Genomic DNA, 24,392 nt, shown 5'->3' on the forward strand with positions numbered 1-24,392 from the left:
AGGTAGATTATAATCATTCACAAATGTAGGCTAATATAAACTGCAGGATCTGGTGTTTTTATATAAAAAAACTACCTGCTACGCTTATCGCTAACGTGCACAAAATTAACAGGTAACACTAACAAAGCAACTAATTAACCTATTACGACTGGATAATTGGCCAAATATAAAGAAAGGGCTTAATGAATAAAGCAAATAATCAAGCGCCGATCATTTCGGCGATCCCGGCTCCGGGATAATCGGCCATTTGCGTCCACTGATCGGTTGCGGGTGTATATTTCCACAGGTCCTGTTTGGGTAGCGAAAGCCCACCGAGCAAGTATCCGGAACTACCTATGGTAAAAAATACGGCGCCCTGTCTATTACCTCCGGAAAAGTCGCCCTTTTGAGTCCATGTATCGCCAGCGGGATCGAACTACCAAAAATCGCTTTGTGTTGCTGCTAAAGTTAAAACCAGTGCCGAGGTAGGTTTTATTGTTGATCGAAAAACCCGCGATCAGTCCCATTCCCTTACCAGGATAGTCATTCATCTGATGCCATTGATCAGTTAAAGGATTATACTGAAACACTTCAGTGGTATTGTTGCCGGCAGCTCCGCTACTGTCCGCCAACGACATAACCTTTATCAGTCGAGAGAAGGCGAATGTCCAACGGAGTGCGGTACTTGGATAATTTTTAAGTTGAGACCTGCCTTAGGCGCAACTTCAGTCGTGTCGTTGTTGTCGTCTGTATCCGGTTCAATGGCTGCTTCCTGGCTGAGGCAAGGAAGAAATACAAGAGAATGGTGATAGTCGCCACATTGATTTTACGCATGACAGGTTCTGATAGGATTATCATGGTAACCCTATAACAAAAAAGTTACAAGCACAAGAGATGCGTTAATCAAGGTGTATTACACGGCAACAGCCTCGGTTTGCGCATCCTTTTTACCGGTGCTTAAAAACTTGTCAAAGCGGGCTAGGATAAAATCTTTGTCAAGGCTTTGACGTGCGTACGCCCTTGCGTTGGCCCGTATTACTTGCAGTTCGCTGGTAAAGGCTTCCGCGATGCAGTCAGTAAGCAGCGCTGCTGAATCAGGCGCAATGAGCAGGCCCATATCATTTTCGTGGATGATATCATATAAACTGGTACCCGGCAAGGCCGTTACAAGTGGGCAACCGCCCGCCGCAAGGATGCTTGTCAGTTTTGATGGCATCACCAAATCGGCAGCTGAGCTTTTTTGAAGTACCAGGTGTATATCGCCAGTAGCAAGCAAATTCGGCAATTCGGAATACGGTAAAAACGGATGAAAGCTTACGTTGCTAACGCCGCTATGGTACACCAAATCCTGCAGCTTCTCTTTGCCACCGCCCGAACCAAATATCAAAAAGTTAACATCTGGCAAGGCGGCAGCGGCTTCCACAATGATCTCAAGCCCCTGTTTTTCGCCCAGATTACCCGAATAGATCACCACTTTATCTGTTTCCGCAAGTCCCAGTCTACTGCGTAACGATTGCTCTTTTGACAATGGCCTGATATGCTGCGTATCAACCCAGTTATACAGCATAAAGGTTTTTGCTTCCGGTATGCCCTTCTGCAATATCTTGTTCAGCATGCCTTTGCTAATGGTTGATACGTAATTGCTGTGTTTCAGAATGAAATATTCCATTTTAAACAGTAGGTTCAGGAAAGTTTTGTTTTTTATAAGATCAAGCTGCCTGGCGGCATCAACCTGAAGGTCCTGCACGTGGTAGATCATTTTAACACCGCGTATTTTGCTGTATAGCAAACTCATGAAGCCCAGGTGGAAAGCCGGTACTATACACATCACCACATCCTGCTTTTGGCCGAAAAGGAACTTAAACCAGTAAACCAGGCTGCTAAGCAAAAAGGTGAACTCATGGATAATGCGTTTCATTGAGCTAACTTCTTTAGGCACGTATAGGGGACAGCGGTGAACCTTTACACCGTTTATTTTTTCGGTATGCCACCATTTGCCTTTATGCGATGAATGTACGCTCCACTCGGGATAGTAAGGCATTGCGGTGATCATGTTCACTTCATGACCATGGCTGGCAAGCCACTCGCACATTTCGCCTGTATATTTGCCTATACCTGTAAGTTCCGGAGCGTAATTGATGCCAAAAACTAAAATCCGCATATGATATAAAGTGAGTGCTATTATGGGTTTAGTGACATAGCCAGTAATAGGCTTATCTATTACAAATGTAACAAAAAATCCTTGCGGGTGGTGTTAAATTTGCATTATTTTGGATCTTGTATTTCGAAATTGTAAACCATCTTATTTTCATTTGCCAGCTTTAAAAATGCTATGAGGATTGCTCCATAATTCATATTGCAGTTTTTGGTTGATAGCAGCCTTAAGTTTGCCGTCTTTGTTAAACCAGGTATTTAATCCATAAAAATAACCTTTAAACCCTGGGATGGCTATCCTTTTTAACGTGCCGTGTTCACATTGTCCGTTTAAGGTGGCGTAAACAGCCTGAAACTGGAAGCGTCGTTTATAAGGATCTGCTGTGTTTAATTGCGGCTCATTGCTAACTATATAGTCCAGGATATTTAATGTTCTAAGCGGAAGATTATGTGTTTGAAGGCAATCAATCGCCCGGTTTTTCCAATCGACAGGTTTTTTCTGCTTATCTTCTAATACGCGGATTTCAGCATCAAGCGCGGCGATAATGGCCTGGTGTTCCTCACGTTTTTTGTATAAAGCCGCTAGCTCAGGTAGTTCACTTTTTGCATTCATAATTAATTGCTTAAATATAACAACTGCTCAGTGAAATTTTTAAACTTTGCGTACGGATAGTTCTTCTTGTAAGGATATATGATAATACTTGGCCTAATATTAGTGTTGATTGGTTTTATGTTGACTATTGCCACCATTGGTAGATTAGCGGATGATTATAGCACGGACCAATACAAAGAGTTGCGTTTCATGCGTCGTTCTTTTGTGTTAGGAATGGTGTTACTCATCTTAGGTGGCGGCATTTGCTATGTATGCATTTTTGTTTAGTTAAACACACAGGCGCGCTAAAAAAATAACCAAGGAGCGCTACGCGATAGCCAAAATTGCAGGCATAAAATGTGCCGCGCTTATCGTGCGCAGTACGGCTGTAAGTATATCAGTAACGCCACCCAACCTGTACGGTTATAACGATAACTATCGCCCCGAAAACTCGCATGTGCTGCCGGCCTTAATACGCTCCTTCTACGAAGAAAAGGAACAGGGCTTGCCATCAGTAACCATATTGGGTACCGGCTCGCCAAAATGCGAGTTCCTCTTTGCCGACGACCTTGCCGACGCTTGCTACTAACTGATCCAGAATTTTTACCTAGGAAGGCCTGGTGAGCATCGGCATCGGTGAAGGCATATCCATCGCCGACCTTGCCCAATTGGTCAAAGGCTATGACTACAAACACCAACTGCCTGTGTCCGAAACTAAGAATGCCGTTGCAGGCGAGGTAGCGTACACTTCTTTTGAAGGGAATGATTCCGGCTGGAACTATACGTTGGGTTCGGTGACAACCTCAACAGCGTTTACGGGTAAAAAAAGCTACTTGTTAAACTCAGTACCATTAAGCAAAAATGCTAACCACGAAGAAACATTCAAGGTGACATATTGGACAAAGAATGCTGCTCCATTTGCCGTAAGCGGAACTGTTGGAGCCGCACTTAAAGGCGAAACAACGGTTGACGGATGGACATTTTACGATCACACTGTTTCGGGGGTATCCGTTATTGCGATATCAGGCAGCGGTTACATTGATGAACTCAGGGCTTATCCCGATGACGCCCAAATGACTACTTTTACATACGACCCGCTTATAGGTGCGACGACAATTTCGGGTGCAAACGGATCGCCTGTGTTTTACAATTATGATCAGTCCGGCAGGCTAACCGTTATTAAGGATCAAAACCGGAACACTACTAAAGCTTTTGTCTATAATTATAGGCCTGTCAACAGCGGCTTTATTACCGAGCCAACGATTACAACGCTTAAAGTAACCAACGGTAAAATAGACCTCGCATTTGAAAGTGTACCAGGTAGTAGTTCCTGTCAGATCCAATATCTGGATGTAACTGCGGGGGCTACAGTCAGAACGACACTCAATTCAGCTTGTGGCAGCCCACAGCAAATAACAGTTCCGGTATCCGGGCATCTCTACAGGCTTTGGGTGATCAATACAGTAATGGTGTAATTAAAGAATCGGAGCCTGAAGAAATAAATGTCCCTCCTTCTACGCCTATTGTCAATTCAGCAACCGTTAACGGTGCCAACATCACGGTCGATTTCACACCGCTTGCAGGTGCACCGGGATGCGCTATAGGCTATCTTGATATCGCCAATCCAAATGCATCCGTCGTTTTTTCAGGTGGAGACTGTACCTCGCCGCGCGTGATAACAGTTCCGGCATTAGGTAAGACTTACAGAGTTTTTGTTCGTTCTTTCATAAATGCCAGTCCGATAGATTCAAATCCGATAGATGTTATTGTACCCTAAATGAGCGTTTTATTATATCAACTAATCAAGCAATAAGCCGGATGCGTTTAAACCAACAACCTAACCTGTCATTAGCAAGGCTTATAACAGTAGCGATCATTTCGGTATTTAGTATAACACCGGTATTTGCGCAGATATCGACGAACCAGAACTTTATTATCACGCGTGACATCAAGGTAGCGGGCAAGACGAGGCTTGGCGGAGTGACGAGCGTGAACCCGGACACAGCGGACCAGGTGATCAGCATCCAGTATTTCGACGGTCTTGGGCGTCCGCTACAGACAGTGCAGTTCAAGCAGTCGCCATCAGGCAAGGATATCATTCAGCCGTTCGGGTATGACGAGTATGGAAGAGAAGCGAAGAAGTACCTGCCCTACGCGACACCAATGGCGACAGGCGCATACAGGCCTGACGCATTATTGCCGAACACCGGCCAGTCGGCCTATTATTCCGGAACTAACCCCGGTGTAGTGCAGACAGCGTATCCGTACGGGGTAACGGTTTTCGAGCCCTCGCCGCTCAACAGGGTAGCTGAACAAGGGTTCCCGGGAGCGGTATGGCAGCCGGTAACAGGTAACCGTACGGCAACGACAGGCCGTACGGTAATGACTACGTATACCACAAACAACCTTACAGCGCTTAATACAACACCGGCTGATATCAATCGAGGCTCACAGCGTGTGGTATTATGGCAAGCGGTTATCGGAACCAACCAGGTGCGCTCATTGCAGCGGGTGACAAACAAAGCCTACTATGATGCAGGAGAGCTGTATGTAACGATCACCAAAGACGAGAACTGGCAGCCAGCTGGTATTGCGAATGTTGATCCGGACGGCTGCGTAGGTACCGTTGAAGAGTATAAGGACAAGGAAGATCATGTAGTATTAAAGCGGACGTACAACAAAAGCGGCAGTACGGTACAAATGTTATCGACATACTATGTATATGATGACTTTGGTAACCTGAGCTTTGTGATCCCACCGAAAGCGAACGGGGATGTTGCTTCAGGCACGCTTACGCAGGCTACTTTGGACAACCTGTGCTACCAGTACCGTTATGATGGCAGGCAGCGCCTGACCCAGAAGAAGCTGCCCGGCAAAGGCTGGGAGTTTATGTTCTATAACACGCTTGACCAGGTGGTGGCGACACAGGACGCCGTTCAGCGGAGCAAGACATCCCAGGAGATCACCTTTACTAAATACGACGCGATGGGCAGGGTAGTGATGACCGGCACAAAGATATATGCAACAGCTGCTGACCCGAACGCCGAGAACTCGCCCAGCATGACGCTTCGCCAGAGCATCCAAAGCGAGATCGACGGTATCGCTACGAACTGGGAAACACCAGATGTAGCCAATGCTTCAGGGACAGGCTATACCAGCAGCGCTTTTCCTACAACAGCAGGCCTTACTTACCTGACGGTAAACTATTATGACCGGTACAGCAATATACTAGGCTTGCCGGCAACATATTCAGCACCGACAGGCGCCAGCAACATGACGACCGGCCTTCTGCTGGCCAGCAAGGTAGCCGTACTGAACCCGGCAACAGCCGCAGGTACGCAGCTGGCAATGTTGTTAACGGTAAACTATTATGACAACAAAGCACAGGTCATCAAATCTTACAAGCAGCATTATGTAGGCGGCGCGGTAGCTGAGGGTAATTATGACACCTATGACAACACCTACCGCTTTACCGGGCAATTGAACACCAGCCAGCGGCGCCATTATGTGAACGGCGCCTACCAGCAGTATATAGGTATGCAGTATGAATACGACCATGCGCTACGCAAAACGAAGATCGGCAGGCAGATCACCAAGCTTGGCGCGCCGAGCGGCATACAGGTATACCTGTCAAAAACAGAATACAACGAGATAGGACAGGTAACAGCCAAGCGTTACCACTCCACAGACGGCACGAACTACCTGGGACAGCAGACCTACAGCTACAACGAGCGGGGCTGGTTAAAAACACTAGGCACGGTAGGGCTCGGCGGCGCATTCAGCGAGTCGCTGAAGTACGAGGACCCGGATAACGAGACAGCCTCACCGCGTCAGTACAACGGCAATATCTCGCAGTTCAATTATAACGGGGTAAACAGCGGCAATGTATCGTTTAAATACCAGTATGACAAGCTGAACAGGTTGACCAGCGCTGTAAGTGGTACGGGGCTTGACGAAATGGTTGCCTATGACGTTAACGGCAATATCACCTCACTCACCCGAGCAGTACCGGGTGGCAGCCCCTATACTCTCGGTTACTCTTATACCAGCAGCAATAACACAAACCGGCTGAACACGGTGACCAAAAACACGGCAGCCTTCCGGACATACGGGACGAACTACGACGCGAACGGGAATGCCAAGACGAACGGCGAGGGCAGGACGATCGCTTACAACCTGCTAAACCTGCCGCAGAAGATAACGTATACGCTAAACGGTTCGCAGACAGCGACCATCTATTATGACGCGACAGGCAGGAAGCTGCGTACGGTGAGCACCGCGGACGGCACCAGGGACTACGTAGATGGCATTGTTTACAATGGTGGTAACATCGAATACATACAAACGGAAGAAGGTAGAGCGCTGCTGCCGGCGCCTGGGCCAAATGTACAGGATATCTACTATTACCAGTACGATCTGAAGGACTACCTGGGCAACACGAGGGCATCCTTCCAGCGCGACCCTACGAATACCACCATGCTAGTACCGCAGCTCATTCAGGAAGACGAATATTACGCATTCGGCCTTCGCCGCAGCAGACAAAATCCGGATAATAACCGTTATCTTTATAACGGCAAAAAGCTGATGGCTGACTTAACTGACCAGTACGATTACGGCGCAAGGTTGTATGATCCGGTAATTGCACGTTTGGTTACAATAGATCCGCTTGCTGAAAAAACCCATGATATAGGTTCGTACACTTACGTGCTGAACAATCCAATAAAAATGATGGATAATGATGGAAGGTATGCGGTTTCAGTTCATTATAATATCACTTACAAAGCTTTATTGGCATTAGGCTATTCAAAAAAGGATGCTGATGTGATGGCTCATTATTCAAGTACGTATGCTGACCATCCTTCTTTCGGAGTACTGTATATGGATTGGTGGGTACATACAACAAATACACGTTTTAATGGATATAGAGCTGGAATTGACTACAGTAAAACTGCGGAATCTCAAGATGAAAAGAACAGTATGTGGCACTCAATGATGAGTGATGCTGAAGCGGATGCTGGAATGACCGAAGAGCAAGCTACTTTAAGGGGATTGAAATTTGGCTGGGATAATGTTTTTGCTTCTAATGGTGGTGAAGATTTAGGTAAATTAGGACAAGGCATCCATGCCTTACAGGACGCAACAGCCCACATGGGGGTTAAGACTAATGACCATTTAGGATTTAACTTGCCATCAGCTGGTAAAATGCTAAATGATTTGTGGGGGTCTACTATGGCGGCATCAATTCTTACCCGTTCAGCAGGTATTATAACACGTTTGATGGCAGGTAAAAAAGTAGCGTTTAAAAAAGATGAAGAATTGAATCTTCAAGGCATATCAAAAGATCAATTCAGTCAGGCAATAAAGTTACTAATAGGTGCAGGGTTTCAAGGGACGATTAAAATGAATTAATATGAGTTTAATAATTCAAATTATTAGAGTGGTTACATTTGTATTGCTAGGTATAACAATATTCATGTGGATTATATATCATGCAAGTGGGCATAAAATACCTATGAGAACCGACATATCATTTGGTTTAACTATAGGAGTATTGACCTGTATAGTTTTTCTGATGAGGTTTTTAGCGTATAAAATTAAGAGTAGATGATTAGCTGGTACTGTTTCCCTAAACTGCTCCTACCTTTCGCGGCATTGTTGTTTAGCATGCTCCTGTTCACAGAGCACCTTTGTCGGTATTGTAATCTTCCTTTTTCTTCAACTACCATTTATAAATGAAATTCCAACACGATTAAAAAATGAAGTTATTTTACTATTTATCTATATTAAGTTTTTTTTGTCTTAACATAAAGTTAGCTTATAGCCAGGATGATCCAAACATACCTCCCAATTACATAGGGCAAACACCCAATAGTTATTCATTTAGTAAATTGAATAACGTTCCTTTAAACCTCTTTACAGGTCAAATTGATTTAAGCGTGCCGCTGTTCGAAAAAAAATGTTTTTGTTGAATTTCAACTTAGCCCTGAAATGCGTGCGTTGGGGATGTTTACGGTTGTAATAACTCCCTCGGGTGTTACCCGGCGTATCCGGTCGTTAGCTGATTCGGCAAGACCAATGTTTTAAGTGAAGACAAAGAAGCGTATATAAACGCCGGAATGGACGATTACCTGTCGAAGCCGATCAGCCTGCGATGCCCAATGCCGCTTTAATTTCTTTTATATGCTTTAAGCAGACGCTTTCAAAAGCTGTACCACTCCAGCTTCGCCATGAAGAACTTGCATGACTCTCTCGTACAATACAGCTTACCGTCACACTTTGTTGCAGGTATTTGTCAGACTGTACAATAGCTATAAAATAGGACTTGTACAAAATGATATCAAACTAGAAAGTCGGTTTAATTGACATTATACTTAAAACACACCAAAACTCATCTACAATTACAAAATCGTAAAACGGTTGACATCAGATATCAAAAAGAATTGTTGATTTATACTCTGGAAAATGATAACAAGTTTAAGTCTTAATCTTTATTCTGACGCCTGCTTTTAATCAAAAAAATACCCGGAGAGTGTCTAACTACTGGGGCAGTATAGATTAGTGCCTTATTAAAGTGCCACTTGCCGAAGTTCACCGTCCTCGGTAAACAACGTGTGTTTTACTAACGAATACGTTTTACTAATAAGCTGCCTTCTCACCCGGGTATAGCGCTGGGTTGTCCTTATTGACTTATGGCCAAGCATCTTGCTAACTTCCGCAAGTGAAAACCCCATCTCATTAAGCATAATATCTGCAAATGTATGCCTTGCCAGATGGGTATTTAATTCCCGCCTAATTCCGCATATGACCGCCAGCTCTTTCAGATAACCATTATAGCGAGCATTGCTGTTGACCGGTATCAAAAGGCCTTTTTTAGTCCGGCATGGGTGATCTTCGTATCGTTTTAAAATCACATCGATGATTGGCATAATCGGAACCATCTCAGCAACGTTCGTTTTACCACGGTCCTTGATTAACCAGCGTTCACCTGAAATCCCAACAGGTATAATATTCTCCGTGCTAATCGCATACACATCCTGAAACGCAAACCCGGTAAAACATTGAAAAATGAAAGCGTCCCTGACTTCTGACAAACGCTGTATAGGCAAGTCCTTACGCCAGATTTTATTAACCTCATACATTTCCAACGGCGGAATTTCTGTTTCGTCGCCACCGCATTTAAAGCGCTGAATTGGATTCTTATGAATCCAATTGCTCGTTTCCGCGAACGTCAATATCTCCTTGGTGTTTTTAATTTGCTTTTTTGCTGCTGCTTCACCGATAACTTTATCATTCTCTACTGTTAGATAATGATAAAACTGCTTTGCAAAAACAAATTCAATTTCCTCCAACTCTAAGTCAGTAGCTCGGTACTGAAATTGTAAAAAATTTACTAACTTTTTACGGGTAGCACGCCATTGCTTAAGCGTCTCAGCTGAACGCAAACCTTTCTCAACCATTTTTGCAAAGTTGGCAATGTGTATGTCCGTGGCTTGAAGAAGCGTTGGCAAAGGTTCTTTCCTTTTACCCACGTGGCGCTTTTTTTGTTGCTTTCGCTGTCCAACTTCTTTTCCACAATAGAGATTTTTTAGCATTAACGGAGTAATTCTCTCATATTGAGTCTGCAACACAATGAAATAGCGATTGAGGTCTACTGACAACTCGATAATTTTCAAGTTTGTCTCTCTCGCAGCAATAGTGTCTCCTAATGCTTTTTTGTTTTCGCGGCACCATTCATTAATATGGACCTTCTTACCTATGGATATTTCTTCTTCAAGTTCTCCATCGATACTTATGCGGCAAATTACCGGCGCGTAGCCATTTTTATCGGCTTTTGATTTCCTGTGCCAGAACAACAGGTTTAAATTTTGGTGATTTTTCACAATTGGGCACCATTTTAAGTTAATAAATCGAGTTATTCCGGTAGCTACCGGAGATACGCAGATTATTTAAAATACTATCTCACAAGTCATTCCCACAATTCCAGGTGCCCAAATTTAATATTCCAGGTGCCCAACTAATTGGGCACCTGGAATATTGGTTTTATTTGATAAAAATTGATTTGTTAATTTGTAAAAAGTGCGTTTTAAACGAAAAAAGGCGCATTTGCATGCGCCTTACTCTCTGATTTTTGTTTTCCGGTGATCCCGCTGGGACTCGAACCCAGGACCCCAACATTAAAAGTGTTATGCTCTACCGGCTGAGCTACGGAATCATCCTTTACCGTTTCCGTTAAAGTGGTGCAAATATAGAAGTATTATACAAAGTGCGCAAGCCAAATTTCATTTTATTTTAAAACAGTTAATAATGCCTTAATTGTCAATGCACTATTATTTAAATTCAGCTATCCGGCCATCATTACCGGCTAATAAAATCAGCTTTCCCTTCCGGGCTTTACGGCATACGTTAAAACTTCTGTTATCTATTTGCTCCCAACTTTTTCCATCATTTATGCTCAAATTACTTCCTGAAGTGCCTGTAGCTAAATAAGTTGTGCCATTACAATACTCAACGCATGATTGATAACCAAGTGGGCCTTTCCGGGAAAGCACTGTTTCAACTTTCGTTACAGAACACGCCACTGAGTCAGTATTTTTATCATTCGCATAGTCACCTCCTACAATAACATATTTATTATAATGAATTGCCAAAGAAAAAGCTCCCTGGCTGGCCTTACCACGCTTTATTGGAATGTTAAAGTTCTTTATATCAAAAGAATTGAATACAAGCAGCCTACTTTTTACACCTCCGGTAACTAAATACAAGTTGGATTTATCAGCCCTAAAACAAGTGCCGCTTGCAGCAAAAGCAGCCTCGTTGGTAATTGCTTCAGGAGAGATATCTTGTCTTTCAACCCATTTATTACCTGCATCTTTTGTTTCAAGCAACAGAAATTTTCCATTTACCGGATCGCCAATAACCCATCCATGCTTTTTATTAATAAAGTCCATAGCATCTAAAAAGTATAAGCTGTCATTATTTCGATAGCATACTTTCCAATTCACTCCGCTATCAACGGTTTTTAAGATTAAAGCAGGAGAGCCTGAAGCTATAATAATTGCTTCTTTATCATCAAATGCATCTACATCTCTGAAATCAGCACTTTCAAAGCCTTTTACCTGTTGCCAACGCCATGTCTTTCCGCCATCGGTAGTCAAACCAACGCTACCTTTACTTCCACTTACCCATGCAGTATTATCATCAACAACTGTTAAGCCCCTTAGGCTTATACCGGTTTTAGTATGTAAAATGTTTATTTTTTGTGCTTCCGACTTAATTACTATAACAATAAAAAATATAGTTATAGAGTTTCTTATAAAATTGTTCATAAAGCAATTTAATCATGATCTTATAATTTAATAATAATTTCAGTCGAAATTGTAAAACTTATATATTTGCAGCCCGTTGCATAAGGCTTATGTCTTTTACAACCGGCCCGGGTGGCGAAATTGGTAAACGTTGCGGTCTCAGAAGCCGTTGAGAATTGTCTCTTGAGAGTTCGAGTCTCTCCTCGGGCACCCCATTAAACATTCTACAAAGTAAAGCCCGGGTGGCGAAATTGGTAGACGCACCATCTTGAGGGGGTGGCATTCGTAAGGATGTACGAGTTCGAATCTCGTCCCGGGCACCACTTTAAACAATAGCCTCTTTCTAATGATTTGAATGTGATTGTTTTTAAAGATCCCATCTCACTTAGTCCATTATCACTTTACGTGTTATAACATTAGATTGTTAAATTAATAGCACCTTTGCTTAACTTGATAATATTAACTGTTATTTCTCTATAACAGTGGTTCCTGTCCAATATTCCCCACTATAATTCCATTTTAAGCATTTTTTGCATATACAAGTCCGCATACATTTGATTTCATATCCAACCAATTAAAGCTAAACATAACCGGTTTAAGTAGCCGGGTTATTTATAAAACTTTTACAAACCAGAATCAAATTATGAAGAAAATCTACTACAAGATTTATTGTATTTTGTGTTTGCTCATATTTAGCGCTGTTACGGTGTTTGGGCAAACAGGAAGCATAACCGGCCGCGTTCTTGATGATGTAGGCTTGCCCGTACCCGGAACCACCATAGCTGTTGAAGGTACCTCAATTGCCGCATCCACCGATGGTAACGGTTATTATATCATTAAAAATATAAGTAACGGGACATACAATTTAAAGGCGCAGTTTATAGGCTTTGCAACGCAAACACTTAGTGTCACCGTAAACAACGCTGCAACAATCGTTAACTTTTCGCTAAAGCAGTCGGCAACGTCACTTGATGAGGTAGTTATTGTAGGGTATGGCACGTTGCGTAAAACTGATGTAACCGGCTCAATATCTACCGTTACAACCAAAGATTTTAATAAAGGCTCGGTAACGAACCCTGAGCAATTAATTGCGGGTAAAGTGGCTGGTGTACAGGTGCTGTCAAGCGGTGGTGCGCCCGGCGCAAGCACGCGTATCCTTATTAGGGGTGGTGCGTCACTAAATGCAAGTAACGATCCGCTGTTTGTAATTGACGGGGTACCGGTTGATAACAACGGTATTGCGGGTTTGGCAAACCCTCTAAGCACCATCAACCAGCAGGATATCGAATCGATAACCATACAAAAGGATGCATCGGCAGCTGCCATTTATGGTAACCGTGCTTCAAATGGTGTTGTTATCATCACTACAAAAAAAGGAGCTTCAGGTGGTAATGTAAAGGCTGAGTTTAATACGCTGCAATCGCTTTCAAACAAAATCGGTATAGTGGATGTGCTTAACGCACAGGAGTATAAATACGCGCTGGGCGAGTACGTAAAATCGGGCAAGGGTAACCCGGCAAGTTTGGCTTATATAGGTAACGCTAACACAAACTGGCAGGATGCTATTTATCAGCAAGCTTTTAAAACTGATAATACCGTAAGCTTTAGTGGTGGTGTAAAATGGTTGCCTTACAGGCTATCGGTTGGTTACCTGGATGAAGATGGGATATTAAAAACCTCAAACTTCAACCGTATAAGTGGTGCCTTGAATATCAACCCCAAATTTTTTAACAACCACCTTAGCGTGAATATAAACATTAAGGGTACATTAACCAAATCAAGATTTGCAAACAACGGCGCCATCGGAGCGGCCATCGCCTTTAACCCAACACAACCGGTTTATGCACCTAACGTTTATGATGCGTCTCAGCCAACGTCAGCAACCAATTATCACCTGGGCGGCTATTTTGAATGGGTTGACCCGAACGGTACGCCGGTGTTACTGGCAACTAAAAACCCATTAAGCATGCTTCTGCAGGAAATAAACACCAGCAAAGCCAACCGCAGCCTGGGTAATCTTCAGTTAGATTACAAGTTCCATTTTCTGCCTGAACTTCATGCTAATCTGAATTTGGGCTATGATATTTCTGAAAGTGATGGCCGCGACGCGTTTTACCCAACCCTGGCATCAGTTTACGCAACAAAGGGTCAGCTGTCTTATTACTGGCAGGATAAAAAGAATAAGCTGATGGATTTTTACCTGAACTACGCAAAAGACCTGTCGGCTATACAAAGCCATATTGATGTAACGGCAGGTTACAGCTACCAGGACTGGCTGCGCAATACCCCGGGCATGGTTATAAAAACCAATACAAACCCTGACGTAGTGGCAAATCCCTCCAAAACACAAAACACGATGATTTCGTATTTTGGTAGGGTAAATTATAGCTTTAAAGACCGTTATGCATTAACTGCAACCATGCGTGCCGACGGATCTTCAAGGTTTAGTAAGGATAACAGGTGGGGGTATTTTCCATCAGCAGCTTTTGCCTGGAGTGTTAATAAAGAAGCATTTCTGGAGAATTCAACAACAGTATCTGACCTGAAATTACGCCTTGGTTATGGTAAAACCGGCCAGCAGGACATTGTAAGTAACGATTATCCGTATTTGGCCAAATACAACCAAAGTGCTACAGGTTCTTTGTACCCATTTGGCGATACCTGGTACACCATGCTACGTCCCGATGCCTATGATGAAAATATAAAATGGGAAGAAACCTCGCAATATAACATAGGGCTTGATTATGGTTTTGCAAACAATCGGATATATGGTAGCATCGACTACTTTATTAAAAAAACCAATGACCTGATAAGCGTGGTTGCCCCACCGGCAGGTTCAAACTTTAAAAACCTGCTGACCACCAATGTTGGTAATATTGAAGCAAAAGGCATTGAGTTTAACATAAATGTAAATGCTCTAAAAACCAAAAACTTTAACTGGAGCTTCAATTTTAACGCGACGCATTACGACAACAAAGTAACCAATCTTACCCTTACCGGGGTTGATGACCCGGTTGGGGTGCCAATATCTACCAGTTTTACGGGTGAATCACTACAATATAATACTGTTGGCTATGCCCCTTTTACCTATTATGTAAAAAAACAGCTTTACGGCGAAGATGGCAAACCACTTGAAGGCCAATACGCTGATCTGGATGGTGACGGCAAGGGTGGCGGCGAAGGCGATTTTTATCACTATAAATCATATTACCCCGACGTACTGCTGGGCTTTACCAATAATCTTACTTTCAAAAAAGCCACGTTATCGTTCACCCTACGCTCAAACCTGGGTGGTTATAATTATAACAGTATAGCCGCGGGTACAGGCAATGGTTCGGCTTTGGCATTTGCCAACTTTTTGGGTAATGCATCGGGCAGCATAAGGGATACCCGCTTTTTAACCAACCAGCAATATTCAGATATCTATGTTGAGAAAGCCTCTTTTTTGCGGATAGATAACGCAAACTTAGTTTACAACTTTGGTAAAGTAAGCAATAATTTAACACTGGCGCTGCAGGCAAACGTGCAGAATGTGTTCCTGATCTCAGGCTATTCGGGCCTCGACCCAGAGATTACCAATAACGGTATTGATGTAAATGTATATCCCCGTCCGCGGATATACTCGGTTGGAGTAAATGTTGGATTTTAATACAAGCAGAAGAGCAATGAAAATCAATTATATAAAAACCTTAATATTATCGGGAGCGACATTGTTAATGTTGTCATCATGTACAAAAGACCTTGACCGCAAGCCGTTTTACGATGTAACATCGGCAAGTGTGTATACCGATTTTAAAAATTATAAAAGCGTATTGGCAAAATGCTATGGTGCATTGGCTTTAACCGGGCAAGGCTCGGGCGATGGCAACCCTGATATTGGTGGTGTTGACGTTGGCTATATACGTGGCTGGTGGCAAATGCAGGAACTCACCACTGATGAGGCTGTAATAGCCTGGAATGACAATTACCTGCTCCCATTGCATCAGTCAGACTGGACATCCCAAAACTTGCTTATAGGCGCGATGTACAACCGTATTATGCTCCAGATAATGTATTCAAATGAGTTTTTACGTAATACTACCGACGAAAAGCTTGCTGCAAATGGTATTACAGGTGCTGATGTGGAAACTACGCATGAGTTTCGTGCCGAAGCCCGTTTTCTACGTGCTTTCGCTTACTGGCATGGCATTGATATGTATGGCAAAATGCCGTTTATAACCGAAAACGATCCGGTGGGAGCGTTCTTTCCCAAACAGGGCAGCCGTACTGAATTATTTAACTACATTGAAAGCGAGCTTAAAGCTATTGAAAATGAACTGCCTGAGCCGCGCACTAATGAGTATCCGCGCGTTGACAGGGCCGCCGCCTGGATGCTTCTGGCCAAACTTTACCTGAACGCCGCGGTGTACACAGGCACTGCCCGATATACCGATGCCATTACCTATTGCACCAAAATAATAAACGCAGGCTACAGCCTTGAACCTACGTACCAGAACTTATTTTTGGCCGATAACAACCTTCGTACAAACGAAATCATCTTTACCATTCCGGCTGATGCTGTAAACATGAAAACCTATAACGGTACAACCTACCTGGTACATGCTCCTGTTGGAGGTAACATGGATGTTAAAACATTTGGTATCGATGGCGGATGGTATGGCTTGCGTACAACAAGGCCTGTAGTTGAGCAGTTTGCCGGGACATATACTACCGACAGCCGCGCGTTATTTCATTCAAGCGGACAGAATATCGACATAACTACTATTTCAAACTTCGCTGATGGTTATCCGATAACCAAGTGGAAAAATGTTACCTCAACCGGCGCACCAGGGTCAGATCCTGCGAAAGTGTTTGTAGATACTGATTTTCCAATGTTCCGTTTGTCTGATGCTTACCTTATGTATGCCGAAGCGGTATTACGTGGCGGCACCGGGGGCTCTGCCGCACAAGCCATTGAATATGTGAACCTTGTACGTACCCGCGCTTTTAAAGGTAATACAGCAGGCAATATTACCGCCGGTCAGCTTACGCTTGATTTCATGATTCAGGAAAGAGGCCGCGAGTTTATGTGGGAGGGACAGCGCCGTACCGATCTGATCCGTTTTAAAAAGTTCAGCGGCAGCGCTTATATGTGGCCATGGAAGGGCAATGTAAAAGAGGGCAAAAGCTTTGAGGAGTATCGTGATGTATTTCCTGTTCCGCTGTCAGACCTTGTTGCTAATCCAAATTTGACACAAAATACCGGTTATAATTAATATAGTGATTGTTTATTATTTAATGTTCGAAGCCCTGCATACCCGGGGCTTTGTTGTTTTAAAAACATAATGTCGCAACACACCCCTTCAATTGTCGCTTTTGCACATGGCTTAAGTACTTATTCACTTGTATGTTTGTATAGTTGAAATTTAAAAACCATTATAAATCATACCTATGAAAAAGATGACAGCCTGCCTTTGGTTTAATAACGAAGCCGAAGAAGCCATGAACTTTTACACATCAATATTTAAAGATTCGGAGATATTAAATATATCGCGTTACCCGGCCAATGGTCCCATGCCCGAAGGTACTGTAATGACGGCTGAATTCAGGCTTAATGATATCACCTTTATGGCGCTTAACGGTGGTCCGCATTTTAAGTTTAACGAGTCGGTTTCATTTGTGGTGTACTGCGATACACAGGAAGAGGTAGATCATTACTGGGATAACCTTACAGCGGGCGGTGGTCAGGAAAGTATGTGCGGCTGGCTTAAAGATAAGTTTGGTTTATCATGGCAAATAACACCAACCGCGCTGATAAACCGGATGAAGGATAAAGACAAGGAAAAGGCGAAAAAAGTGATGCAAGCCATGTTGCAGATGCGCAAGATAGACATAGCTAAAATTGAAGAAGCCTATAACAGCTGATTACTATGGCGATGAAAAAAGCAGCTGAAGCCCCCGGCACTGTTGATGAGTATATTGCACAACAAGCTCCCGCATTCAGACCGCAGCTGGAAAAGCTGCGTACTATCATAAAATCGGAATTGCCTGATGCAAAAGAGATGATGAGTTACGGTGTGCCATGCTTCCATTATTATATGCTGATGGCTATTGGCGTAACCAAAAAATATTGCAGCTTATACGCTATGAGTCCGCCTTTGCTTAAACAATTGAAGGCGGACATTAAAGACTTAAAGATCACCGGCTCCACCATCCACTTTGAACCTGATGACGCACTACCCGAGCAACTAATACGTAAAGCAGTAGCCTTTCGAGCTAAACAAAACGAGGAAAAAGCTTCAGCAAAAAAGAAAAAAGCGAAATAACACTAATCTTCCGGATTCCATTGTAAAAACATTATCCCGGTTGCAATTAGTTGATAAAAAAATGTAGTTTCGGCTTTTTGATAACCGGATAATCCTGCTTAATGGTAAAAACATTGCGCTGGCGTGTTGCCCAGCTATTTGAAGCCCGCTGGTGGAAAAAGTACCTCGCCCATAAAGACGTTGCCACATACCTTGAATGGAAAAAAAACTACTGGAAGAATGTGCTTGACAGTATTGGCGGCAAATTAGGTATGCAGCCTGGTCAGTCAATTCTGGATGCCGGCTGCGGCCCCGCAGGTATCTTTATTGTGCTTGATAAATACAAAGTAACCGCGGTTGACCCTTTGCTTGATACCTATAGCGCTACCCTGCCCCATTTTAAGCCGGAAATGTACCCTTATGCAACCTTCCATACTCAAACGCTTGAGGCCTTTACCTGTACCGAACCGGTTGATGTGGTGTTCTGCATGAATGCCATAAACCATGTTTCGCAGTTGGATGAAGCATTTTTAACGCTTTACAAATGCGCCAAACCGGGCGGCAAGATCGTGGTTTCTATTGACGCGCATAATCATCAGTTTTTTAAACACATTTTCAGGATGCAGCCTGCCGATATACTTCACCCCCATCAGTATGATCTGGCTGAATATGAGCAAATGCTTACCCGCTTAGGCTGCACTATTATGCAAACCGAGCTTATCAAAAAAGAATTTTTATTTAACCACTATATACTTGTTGCCGAAAAGAAATAAAGCTGTAATGCTGAATTTATTTCAACATCTCTAATACTAAATAACAAGATGTATTATGGTACCATTAAGTTAGGATAAACGCCTTTAGGTACACTTTTCTTTTTGCTAAAATTATTATCACGATAACTGCAAAAACTGTTACTTTGCAGTACGCATGTCATTATTTATCGCATCATTGAATTCGGGCAGTAACGGTAACTGTTACTATGTGGGCAACAGCAACGAGGCGGTGCTGATTGACGTGGGCATTTCCTGCCGCGAGGTTGAACGCCGTATGGCACGCATCGGCCTCAGCATGAATAAGGTTAAGGCGATATTTATTTCGCACGAGCACAGCGACCATATAAGCGGCGTAGCCGTTTTGTGCCGGAAATATAAATTGCCTGTTTACATTACGCCTGCAACCATGCTGCACGGCCGGCTGATGCTTGATTGTGTGGTAAATTTTGCCGACCATGTACCCATAACCATCGGCGACCTGGTGATAACACCTTTTTCTAAGCTGCATGATGCCGCCCATCCGCATAGTTTTACCGTAGCCTGCAATGGCATAACCATAGGTGTATTTACCGATTTGGGCGCACCCTGCGATAATCTTGTACGCTACTTTAAACAATGCCACGCCGCTTTTCTTGAAGCCAATTATGATGAGCAGATGCTGGCAAGCGGACGCTACCCTTACTTTTTAAAACGCCGCATCAGCGGTGGTAAAGGCCACCTTTCAAATACGCAGGCGCTAAGATTATTTTTAGATCACCGGCCTTCTTTTATGAGCCATTTACTACTGGCGCACCTTTCAAAAGATAACAATTGCCCCGACTTGGTACATCAACTATTTACTCAGCATGCCGGTAATACGCAAATTGTAGTGGCATCAAGGTTTAAAGAAACTCAGGTTTATAAAGTGTCTGGTAAGGCTCCAGTAGAACATATTGCAATTCCGAATGATGAGCTGGCTAGGCAGTATTTATTATTTTAATCATTAGTAAGTTAACATAGTTTAGTTGGGAATTAATCCGGCGCTTAATCCCATACCTCATCTTAATTGGTTTGATAAACAATGGACTTGCAGCCTTATATTATTGCTTGACTACTAAAGCCATTATGTGATTGAAAACATCCAAAATATAAATTTGAGAAATAAGGCAAATAGCTTATTTTAAAGAGCAAAAACCTCTCTATAATAAGAGATGTTGAGTTGAGGCTAATTTGTCAATTATTAGATATAATCTTATATTAGGATTCGCCAGTTATCAATCATAATAATGAAAACATTATCTACCGCTATAGTCCGAGGTAATAATAATTATGGCTTAATTCGCCTGATTACTGCATCTATGGTGATAGTTAATCATTCGACGGTTTTGTTTCCTAATAATTTTCAAATGATTGAAACAGGCTATCTTAGATTATGGGTTTTTTTCTTCTTAAGTGGCTTGTTTATTACCTCAAGTTTTGATCATTCCAAAACACGCCTTTCATTTATTATTATGCGTGTTTGTCGTTTATGGCCGGCGCTTATTGTTTGTACCTTATTTACAGTATTTTTAATAGGTCCTATTGTAACTAAAGTTTCTTTATATAGATATTTTACCGATATAATTACATGGAAATACATGATTAGTAATAGTTTGATATTTAATCTAAAATATTATTTACCGGGTGTATTTACTGAGAACCACGTACCTGGAATTGTTAACAACTCACTTTGGACAATACCTATGGAATTGAAATGTTATTCAATTGTATTTATTTTAGGTTGTTTAGGTGTTTTTAAAAATAAATGGTTAATGATTGTAAGCTATATATTGGTAGCTCTGTACCTGTTTAGCACTACTTTAAATTTTTGGGAAGTTAATCCAAATAGTATAATACTTTATATGCTTTTTTTAATGGGAAGCGTTAGCTATTTCTTTAAAAAATATATATATCTTGATTACAAAGTAGCCATAATATTATTGATCATATCTATTATTGTATACAAAAATTTAGCGTTAAGGTATGTAATTCCATTTGCACAAATTGCTATAATTTATAACGTGTTAACACTTGGTGCCTCTAATTTTCTAAAAAATATAAATCTCCCGGGCGATTATTCCTACGGAATTTATATCTATGGATTTTTAGTACAACAAACAATTGCATGTTATTTGCCCGCAATAACTCCGTTTAAAAGTTTGCTTATAACAATGCCGGTTGTTATTGTCTTAGGAGCATTGTCATGGCATTTTATTGAGAATCCTGTTCTGAAGTTTGGTAAAAAGCTTTCAACGATGAATAAGCTTGAAATTCAAATAAGGTTAAAAAGCTTTTTGAAAATTAATAAAGCTTAAAAATTATTTTTTTTTATTTCAGTGACTTCCCTTTGTAAAACACTAACAGTATAAGTGTTGTCAACAGCGCCGTTAATTTGTGGTGATAGTATCACCGGTTGTAACGGGTACATAAACGCACATGGAAAGATTGTTGAATCGGCTGTTAAGTTCAGTTCATTAGCAGTGCCATATGCAAAGCCCAAATTTTCGTTAAGCAAATGCACAATGGCCTCTACATGGTTACGTATAGGCATAGGTATAGTTTTAATGGATAATTATTAGCTGCTGCTTATTAGCTCACTGTATTTACGCTGATACTCGGCTTCAGTTTTGTTGAGCAAAAGCTTGGTAAGTACACGGTTATATGGGGTATTTAAAATAATATCCCATTTGGTAATGTCTCCTCCGGCAAGCGCGTTTATTGTGTTGATGTATTTAAATTTTTCAAACGATTGTATTCCCGCGCGTTGTTCCATAGCTGTCGGGCGCGATGCCAAAAGCCGGTTTTCGGTTTCAAAAAGCCGGGATAACTCGTAAAAAAATGCTTTGAAATGGGCAGAGCCTCCGTTACCCGTAAAGTTTTAATGGTTTCGGTAAAGGCTTCAATGGCGTATTCATTATATGGTTTATCCGTAACACGGCAATAAAAGTAATGAGCCAGTATTTGGCAGCAAGTGTTTAACGAAGGATTAAAGTTCTCTTCCCAGTTATATTCTCCATACTTTTTTATATGGGCAGATATCTCATCTGATATAATATCACGGGCTGCCATAAAAGCACCTGCAGGCTCTACAGAAAGGTTTTTGATTACATTGATGTGCTTAGTTTTTCCTTCAAATAAAAAAGTGATCTTTTCAGGTATTGCCTCGCTATCATATAAGTTTTTCATTTGATATGCTAACAATAGTACCTGGCTTCCTAAATCGCTCAGTTCATCAGCATTGTTCACCTGCTTAAGTTCATCGGCAGGTATACCAGAAAGTATACTCAGCGTTTTTATGTCGTCAGAATCTGTAAGTTCCTGTAAGGCTATCATCTGGCCAAGTGTTATATCGCCCAAATGTTGAGGAATACTTATAGAAAGCTTCCCGGTAATGGTTTTAACTGTTTTTTTTATCATAATGTGTTACCCAATTAATTGGTTAGTTGGAATAGTGCATTCTTACAGCATACCTTTAATTTGCAAATCGTCGAAGTGGCTGTCACCGATTGTTTGTGGTAGCCTGGTACGTAGCTTACCATTTCCGCTAATCCGCAATTTGTTAAGAGCAACATAACGCAGCGCATCAATAAGGTGGTTCCACGCGTCAACGGGTTCGTTAAGTGTTTTTCCGCTTCGGTCTGTTTTCCACTTATACCGGCTTAGCTCACTACGTAAATTAATACTCCGAACGGTTATGTTGATCTTGTAACGCTGTAAAATATCAATGGAGTTTTTTACACTATCGGGCCCTTTGCGGGCGGAAGTTATGTTCCATCCAAGCCGGCGCAGTTCTTCTATTGATTTAGGTTCGGCGCTGTCGGCAATCAGCTCATGTTTTTTTTGAAGTCCTGCTTTGTACAATTTTTCAGCTATTTCAATATTTGTTAACGCTGTTTCATACAATATTTCATCAACCCAAAGTTCGCCGTTCTGCTTAAAAACTTGTAAACAAGCGGTTTCATCATTTGTGAAACCAAAGTCGAGCCCGGCTGCTATAAGTTTCGCATTCGGTGGAATCTGGTTACATATGTTCCAGTTTTTAAATATCAGCCCTGTTATTTTGCCGGTGAGCCCCCGGGCATATACTCGCCAAAGTTCAATATCAGTTTCTTTTAAAGATTCCACCTTATGGCGTACATGCTCATCAGTAAATGGATTATGGCGATGGTCTGAAATAATCAGCTGTACATCAGGTTTGCCTAACAAATTGTCATGCACCCAAAAGGCGGCGTTAGGGTTATAGTCTATATAAATGCGCCGCTTTGTACGTAATGCAAGCTCAGTATATATATCCCAGCTTATGCCGTTGGCTTCGTTAATAAACAGGTAATCGCGCTTACCCGACTTGGCATCCTGTGCATTATCATAGCTTTTAAACTCAATAATACTACCATTGTGGAACTCAAATATTCTGTCGGTTTTATTATGATTTTTTACCGCTTTTATAAAAGCAGGTTCGCTTGAGTAGATGTTTAATGCATCCCTAATAGCTCCGGCTTTAAGGTTAGGGATATCCTGACCTACTATAGTTACTATTGATTTAGACACAAGGGCAGCCTTGCAAAACAGTACTTGTAATATACTATATGTTTTACCCGAGTTGGTACCACCCTGATTAACTACCACGTGCGAATGCGCATAGTAATTACATGAAAATACGATTGAAGTTTTCACAGGTAAGAGTGATAAATGGGTTTATGTTTAATATGCCTTTTGGCATACAACTCATGTAAAGATACAAAAACTTAGATTTGATTGCAAATATTTTTAGCATTTTAATTTATTACGGTTGATGAGTATATTGCAAACAAAACCAATTTATATTAAACCTATGCGTTACAAAGCCTTTTTAGCCATGATGGTTATATGTTTGCTTGCAGCTTGCTCAAAAAGAACGGTTCAGCCCGTTACTATACTGGGTAAATGGCAAATGAAGAGCTATACTCAAAAGATTTTTAAAGATGATGCATTAATATCATCAATAGCTTTGGGTGACGGAAACTTCACAACAGCCGACTATATTATTTTTAATGCAGACGGTACCGGCGGCGCATCAACCTCAAGGCCTGAGCTTGATTACTTTAAAAGTAATTTTAATTTTGTTTATGATGACCCTACAATTACGCTTATTCAATACCAGAATGGAGGTAATACTACAGTTACAACAAAGTATACAATTGATAGCATTAGCACCACATCTTTAACAGTATACACTTCGGCAAATTATATAGTTGAAGGTGTTGAATATGTGAAAAATGAAACTATTGTGTTCGTTAAGATTTAACTT

General features: G+C 41.9%; 20 protein-coding genes, 3 tRNA genes and 1 pseudogene. 14 read left to right on the forward strand and 10 right to left on the reverse strand.

Going from position 1 to position 24,392, the window contains the following annotated elements:
• Positions 1–199: 199 nt before the first annotated feature.
• From EOD41_RS21275 to EOD41_RS15060, 3 genes and pseudogenes are all read right to left on the reverse strand, one after another.
• Positions 200–349, reverse strand: a pseudogene (locus tag EOD41_RS21275) (hypothetical protein); the annotation flags it as partial.
• 543 nt (positions 350–892) lie between these two features.
• Positions 893–2,140, reverse strand: coding sequence for a WcaI family glycosyltransferase (locus EOD41_RS15055; protein ID WP_127706392.1), 1,248 nt, complete (start codon positions 2,138–2,140; stop codon positions 893–895).
• 147 nt (positions 2,141–2,287) lie between these two features.
• Positions 2,288–2,746, reverse strand: a complete 459-nt coding sequence (locus tag EOD41_RS15060) for a hypothetical protein (protein ID WP_127706394.1) — start codon at positions 2,744–2,746, stop codon at positions 2,288–2,290.
• 352 nt (positions 2,747–3,098) lie between these two features.
• Between EOD41_RS15060 and EOD41_RS15065 the strand changes: the two genes are divergently transcribed.
• Genes EOD41_RS15065 through EOD41_RS15080 form a run of 4 tightly spaced genes read left to right on the forward strand, consistent with a single transcriptional unit; the run spans position 3,099 to position 8,134 of the window.
• Positions 3,099–3,314 carry an NAD-dependent epimerase/dehydratase family protein gene (locus EOD41_RS15065; protein ID WP_240663433.1) on the forward strand — a complete coding sequence of 72 codons (216 nt, stop codon included), beginning with the start codon at positions 3,099–3,101 and terminating at the stop codon, positions 3,312–3,314.
• Between the two features lie 31 nt (positions 3,315–3,345).
• Positions 3,346–4,200: a hypothetical protein gene (locus EOD41_RS15070; protein WP_127706398.1), complete on the forward strand. Its 855-nt coding sequence runs from the start codon at positions 3,346–3,348 to the stop codon at positions 4,198–4,200.
• Positions 4,173–4,502: a hypothetical protein gene (locus EOD41_RS15075; RefSeq protein ID WP_127706400.1), complete on the forward strand. Its 330-nt coding sequence runs from the start codon at positions 4,173–4,175 to the stop codon at positions 4,500–4,502. The genes EOD41_RS15070 and EOD41_RS15075 overlap by 28 nt, the downstream gene beginning before the upstream one ends.
• Positions 4,503–4,543: 41 nt before the next feature.
• Positions 4,544–8,134, forward strand: coding sequence for a DUF6443 domain-containing protein (locus EOD41_RS15080; protein ID WP_127706402.1), 3,591 nt, complete (start codon positions 4,544–4,546; stop codon positions 8,132–8,134).
• Between the two features lie 1,157 nt (positions 8,135–9,291).
• Here EOD41_RS15080 and EOD41_RS15090 read toward each other — a convergent pair.
• The 3 genes from EOD41_RS15090 to EOD41_RS15100 all read right to left on the reverse strand — a co-directional run bounded on the left by EOD41_RS15090 (position 9,292) and on the right by EOD41_RS15100 (position 12,051).
• Positions 9,292–10,605, reverse strand: a complete 1,314-nt coding sequence (locus EOD41_RS15090) for a site-specific integrase (RefSeq protein WP_127706406.1) — start codon at positions 10,603–10,605, stop codon at positions 9,292–9,294.
• 259 nt (positions 10,606–10,864) lie between these two features.
• A tRNA-Lys gene (locus EOD41_RS15095) sits at positions 10,865–10,937 on the reverse strand.
• Between the two features lie 115 nt (positions 10,938–11,052).
• Positions 11,053–12,051, reverse strand: coding sequence for a WD40/YVTN/BNR-like repeat-containing protein (locus EOD41_RS15100; RefSeq protein WP_127706408.1), 999 nt, complete (start codon positions 12,049–12,051; stop codon positions 11,053–11,055).
• A gap of 105 nt (positions 12,052–12,156) precedes the next feature.
• Between EOD41_RS15100 and EOD41_RS15105 the strand changes: the two genes are divergently transcribed.
• The 9 genes from EOD41_RS15105 (at position 12,157) to EOD41_RS15145 (ending at position 21,420) form a co-directional block, all read left to right on the forward strand.
• Positions 12,157–12,240 (forward strand) — tRNA-Leu (locus EOD41_RS15105).
• A gap of 26 nt (positions 12,241–12,266) precedes the next feature.
• Positions 12,267–12,353, forward strand: a tRNA-Leu gene (locus EOD41_RS15110).
• 320 nt (positions 12,354–12,673) lie between these two features.
• Positions 12,674–15,679, forward strand: a complete 3,006-nt coding sequence (locus tag EOD41_RS15115) for a SusC/RagA family TonB-linked outer membrane protein (RefSeq protein WP_127706410.1) — start codon at positions 12,674–12,676, stop codon at positions 15,677–15,679.
• Between the two features lie 16 nt (positions 15,680–15,695).
• Complete coding sequence (locus EOD41_RS15120; protein WP_127706412.1) at positions 15,696–17,285, forward strand: RagB/SusD family nutrient uptake outer membrane protein; 1,590 nt, start codon at positions 15,696–15,698, stop codon at positions 17,283–17,285.
• Positions 17,286–17,460: 175 nt separating this feature from the next.
• Positions 17,461–17,934 carry a VOC family protein gene (locus EOD41_RS15125; protein WP_127706414.1) on the forward strand — a complete coding sequence of 158 codons (474 nt, stop codon included), beginning with the start codon at positions 17,461–17,463 and terminating at the stop codon, positions 17,932–17,934.
• Positions 17,935–17,945: 11 nt separating this feature from the next.
• Entirely contained in the window at positions 17,946–18,335 is a 390-nt protein-coding gene (locus EOD41_RS15130; protein ID WP_164849949.1) for an iron chaperone, read from the forward strand.
• A 101-nt stretch (positions 18,336–18,436) separates the two neighbouring features.
• Positions 18,437–19,087, forward strand: a complete 651-nt coding sequence (locus tag EOD41_RS15135; protein WP_127706418.1) for a class I SAM-dependent methyltransferase — start codon at positions 18,437–18,439, stop codon at positions 19,085–19,087.
• Positions 19,088–19,241: 154 nt separating this feature from the next.
• Positions 19,242–20,066, forward strand: a complete 825-nt coding sequence (locus tag EOD41_RS15140; RefSeq protein WP_127706420.1) for an MBL fold metallo-hydrolase — start codon at positions 19,242–19,244, stop codon at positions 20,064–20,066.
• 286 nt (positions 20,067–20,352) lie between these two features.
• A complete protein-coding gene (locus EOD41_RS15145; RefSeq protein WP_127706422.1) occupies positions 20,353–21,420 on the forward strand; it encodes an acyltransferase family protein in 1,068 nt (355 codons plus the stop codon).
• Here EOD41_RS15145 and EOD41_RS15150 read toward each other — a convergent pair.
• The 4 genes from EOD41_RS15150 to EOD41_RS15165 are packed head-to-tail and all read right to left on the reverse strand — an operon-like array spanning position 21,417 to position 23,779.
• Entirely contained in the window at positions 21,417–21,656 is a 240-nt protein-coding gene (locus EOD41_RS15150; protein WP_127706424.1) for a hypothetical protein, read from the reverse strand. The two genes, EOD41_RS15145 and EOD41_RS15150, sit on opposite strands and share 4 nt — an antisense overlap.
• Positions 21,657–21,680: 24 nt before the next feature.
• A complete protein-coding gene (locus EOD41_RS15155; RefSeq protein ID WP_127706426.1) occupies positions 21,681–21,878 on the reverse strand; it encodes a hypothetical protein in 198 nt (65 codons plus the stop codon).
• Positions 21,821–22,522, reverse strand: a complete 702-nt coding sequence (locus EOD41_RS15160; protein ID WP_127706428.1) for a hypothetical protein — start codon at positions 22,520–22,522, stop codon at positions 21,821–21,823. The genes EOD41_RS15155 and EOD41_RS15160 overlap by 58 nt, the downstream gene beginning before the upstream one ends.
• Positions 22,523–22,564: 42 nt before the next feature.
• On the reverse strand, positions 22,565–23,779 hold the full coding sequence (locus tag EOD41_RS15165) for a PBSX family phage terminase large subunit (RefSeq protein ID WP_127706430.1): 1,215 nt from the start codon (positions 23,777–23,779) through the stop codon (positions 22,565–22,567).
• Between the two features lie 157 nt (positions 23,780–23,936).
• Here EOD41_RS15165 and EOD41_RS15170 point away from each other — a divergent pair, with 157 nt between their 5' ends.
• Entirely contained in the window at positions 23,937–24,389 is a 453-nt protein-coding gene (locus EOD41_RS15170) for a hypothetical protein (RefSeq protein ID WP_127706432.1), read from the forward strand.
• The last annotated feature ends 3 nt before the right edge of the window (positions 24,390–24,392 follow it).

Origin of the sequence: Mucilaginibacter limnophilus (assembly GCF_004005815.1) — a bacterium.
Taxonomy (GTDB): Bacteria; Bacteroidota; Bacteroidia; order Sphingobacteriales; family Sphingobacteriaceae; genus Mucilaginibacter; species Mucilaginibacter limnophilus.

Coding starts and splice junctions, on each gene's coding strand:
- EOD41_RS15055 (WP_127706392.1), bottom strand. CDS start 2,140: ATGCGGATTTTAGTTTTTGGCATCAATTACGCTCCGGAACTTACAGGT.
- EOD41_RS15060 (WP_127706394.1), bottom strand. CDS start 2,746: ATGAATGCAAAAAGTGAACTACCTGAGCTAGCGGCTTTATACAAAAAA.
- EOD41_RS15080 (WP_127706402.1), top strand. CDS start 4,544: ATGCGTTTAAACCAACAACCTAACCTGTCATTAGCAAGGCTTATAACA.
- EOD41_RS15100 (WP_127706408.1), bottom strand. CDS start 12,051: ATGAACAATTTTATAAGAAACTCTATAACTATATTTTTTATTGTTATA.
- EOD41_RS15115 (WP_127706410.1), top strand. CDS start 12,674: ATGAAGAAAATCTACTACAAGATTTATTGTATTTTGTGTTTGCTCATA.
- EOD41_RS15120 (WP_127706412.1), top strand. CDS start 15,696: ATGAAAATCAATTATATAAAAACCTTAATATTATCGGGAGCGACATTG.
- EOD41_RS15125 (WP_127706414.1), top strand. CDS start 17,461: ATGAAAAAGATGACAGCCTGCCTTTGGTTTAATAACGAAGCCGAAGAA.
- EOD41_RS15130 (WP_164849949.1), top strand. CDS start 17,946: ATGAAAAAAGCAGCTGAAGCCCCCGGCACTGTTGATGAGTATATTGCA.
- EOD41_RS15135 (WP_127706418.1), top strand. CDS start 18,437: ATGGTAAAAACATTGCGCTGGCGTGTTGCCCAGCTATTTGAAGCCCGC.
- EOD41_RS15140 (WP_127706420.1), top strand. CDS start 19,242: ATGTCATTATTTATCGCATCATTGAATTCGGGCAGTAACGGTAACTGT.
- EOD41_RS15145 (WP_127706422.1), top strand. CDS start 20,353: ATGAAAACATTATCTACCGCTATAGTCCGAGGTAATAATAATTATGGC.
- EOD41_RS15150 (WP_127706424.1), bottom strand. CDS start 21,656: ATGCCTATACGTAACCATGTAGAGGCCATTGTGCATTTGCTTAACGAA.
- EOD41_RS15155 (WP_127706426.1), bottom strand. CDS start 21,878: ATGGAACAACGCGCGGGAATACAATCGTTTGAAAAATTTAAATACATC.
- EOD41_RS15160 (WP_127706428.1), bottom strand. CDS start 22,522: ATGATAAAAAAAACAGTTAAAACCATTACCGGGAAGCTTTCTATAAGT.
- EOD41_RS15170 (WP_127706432.1), top strand. CDS start 23,937: ATGCGTTACAAAGCCTTTTTAGCCATGATGGTTATATGTTTGCTTGCA.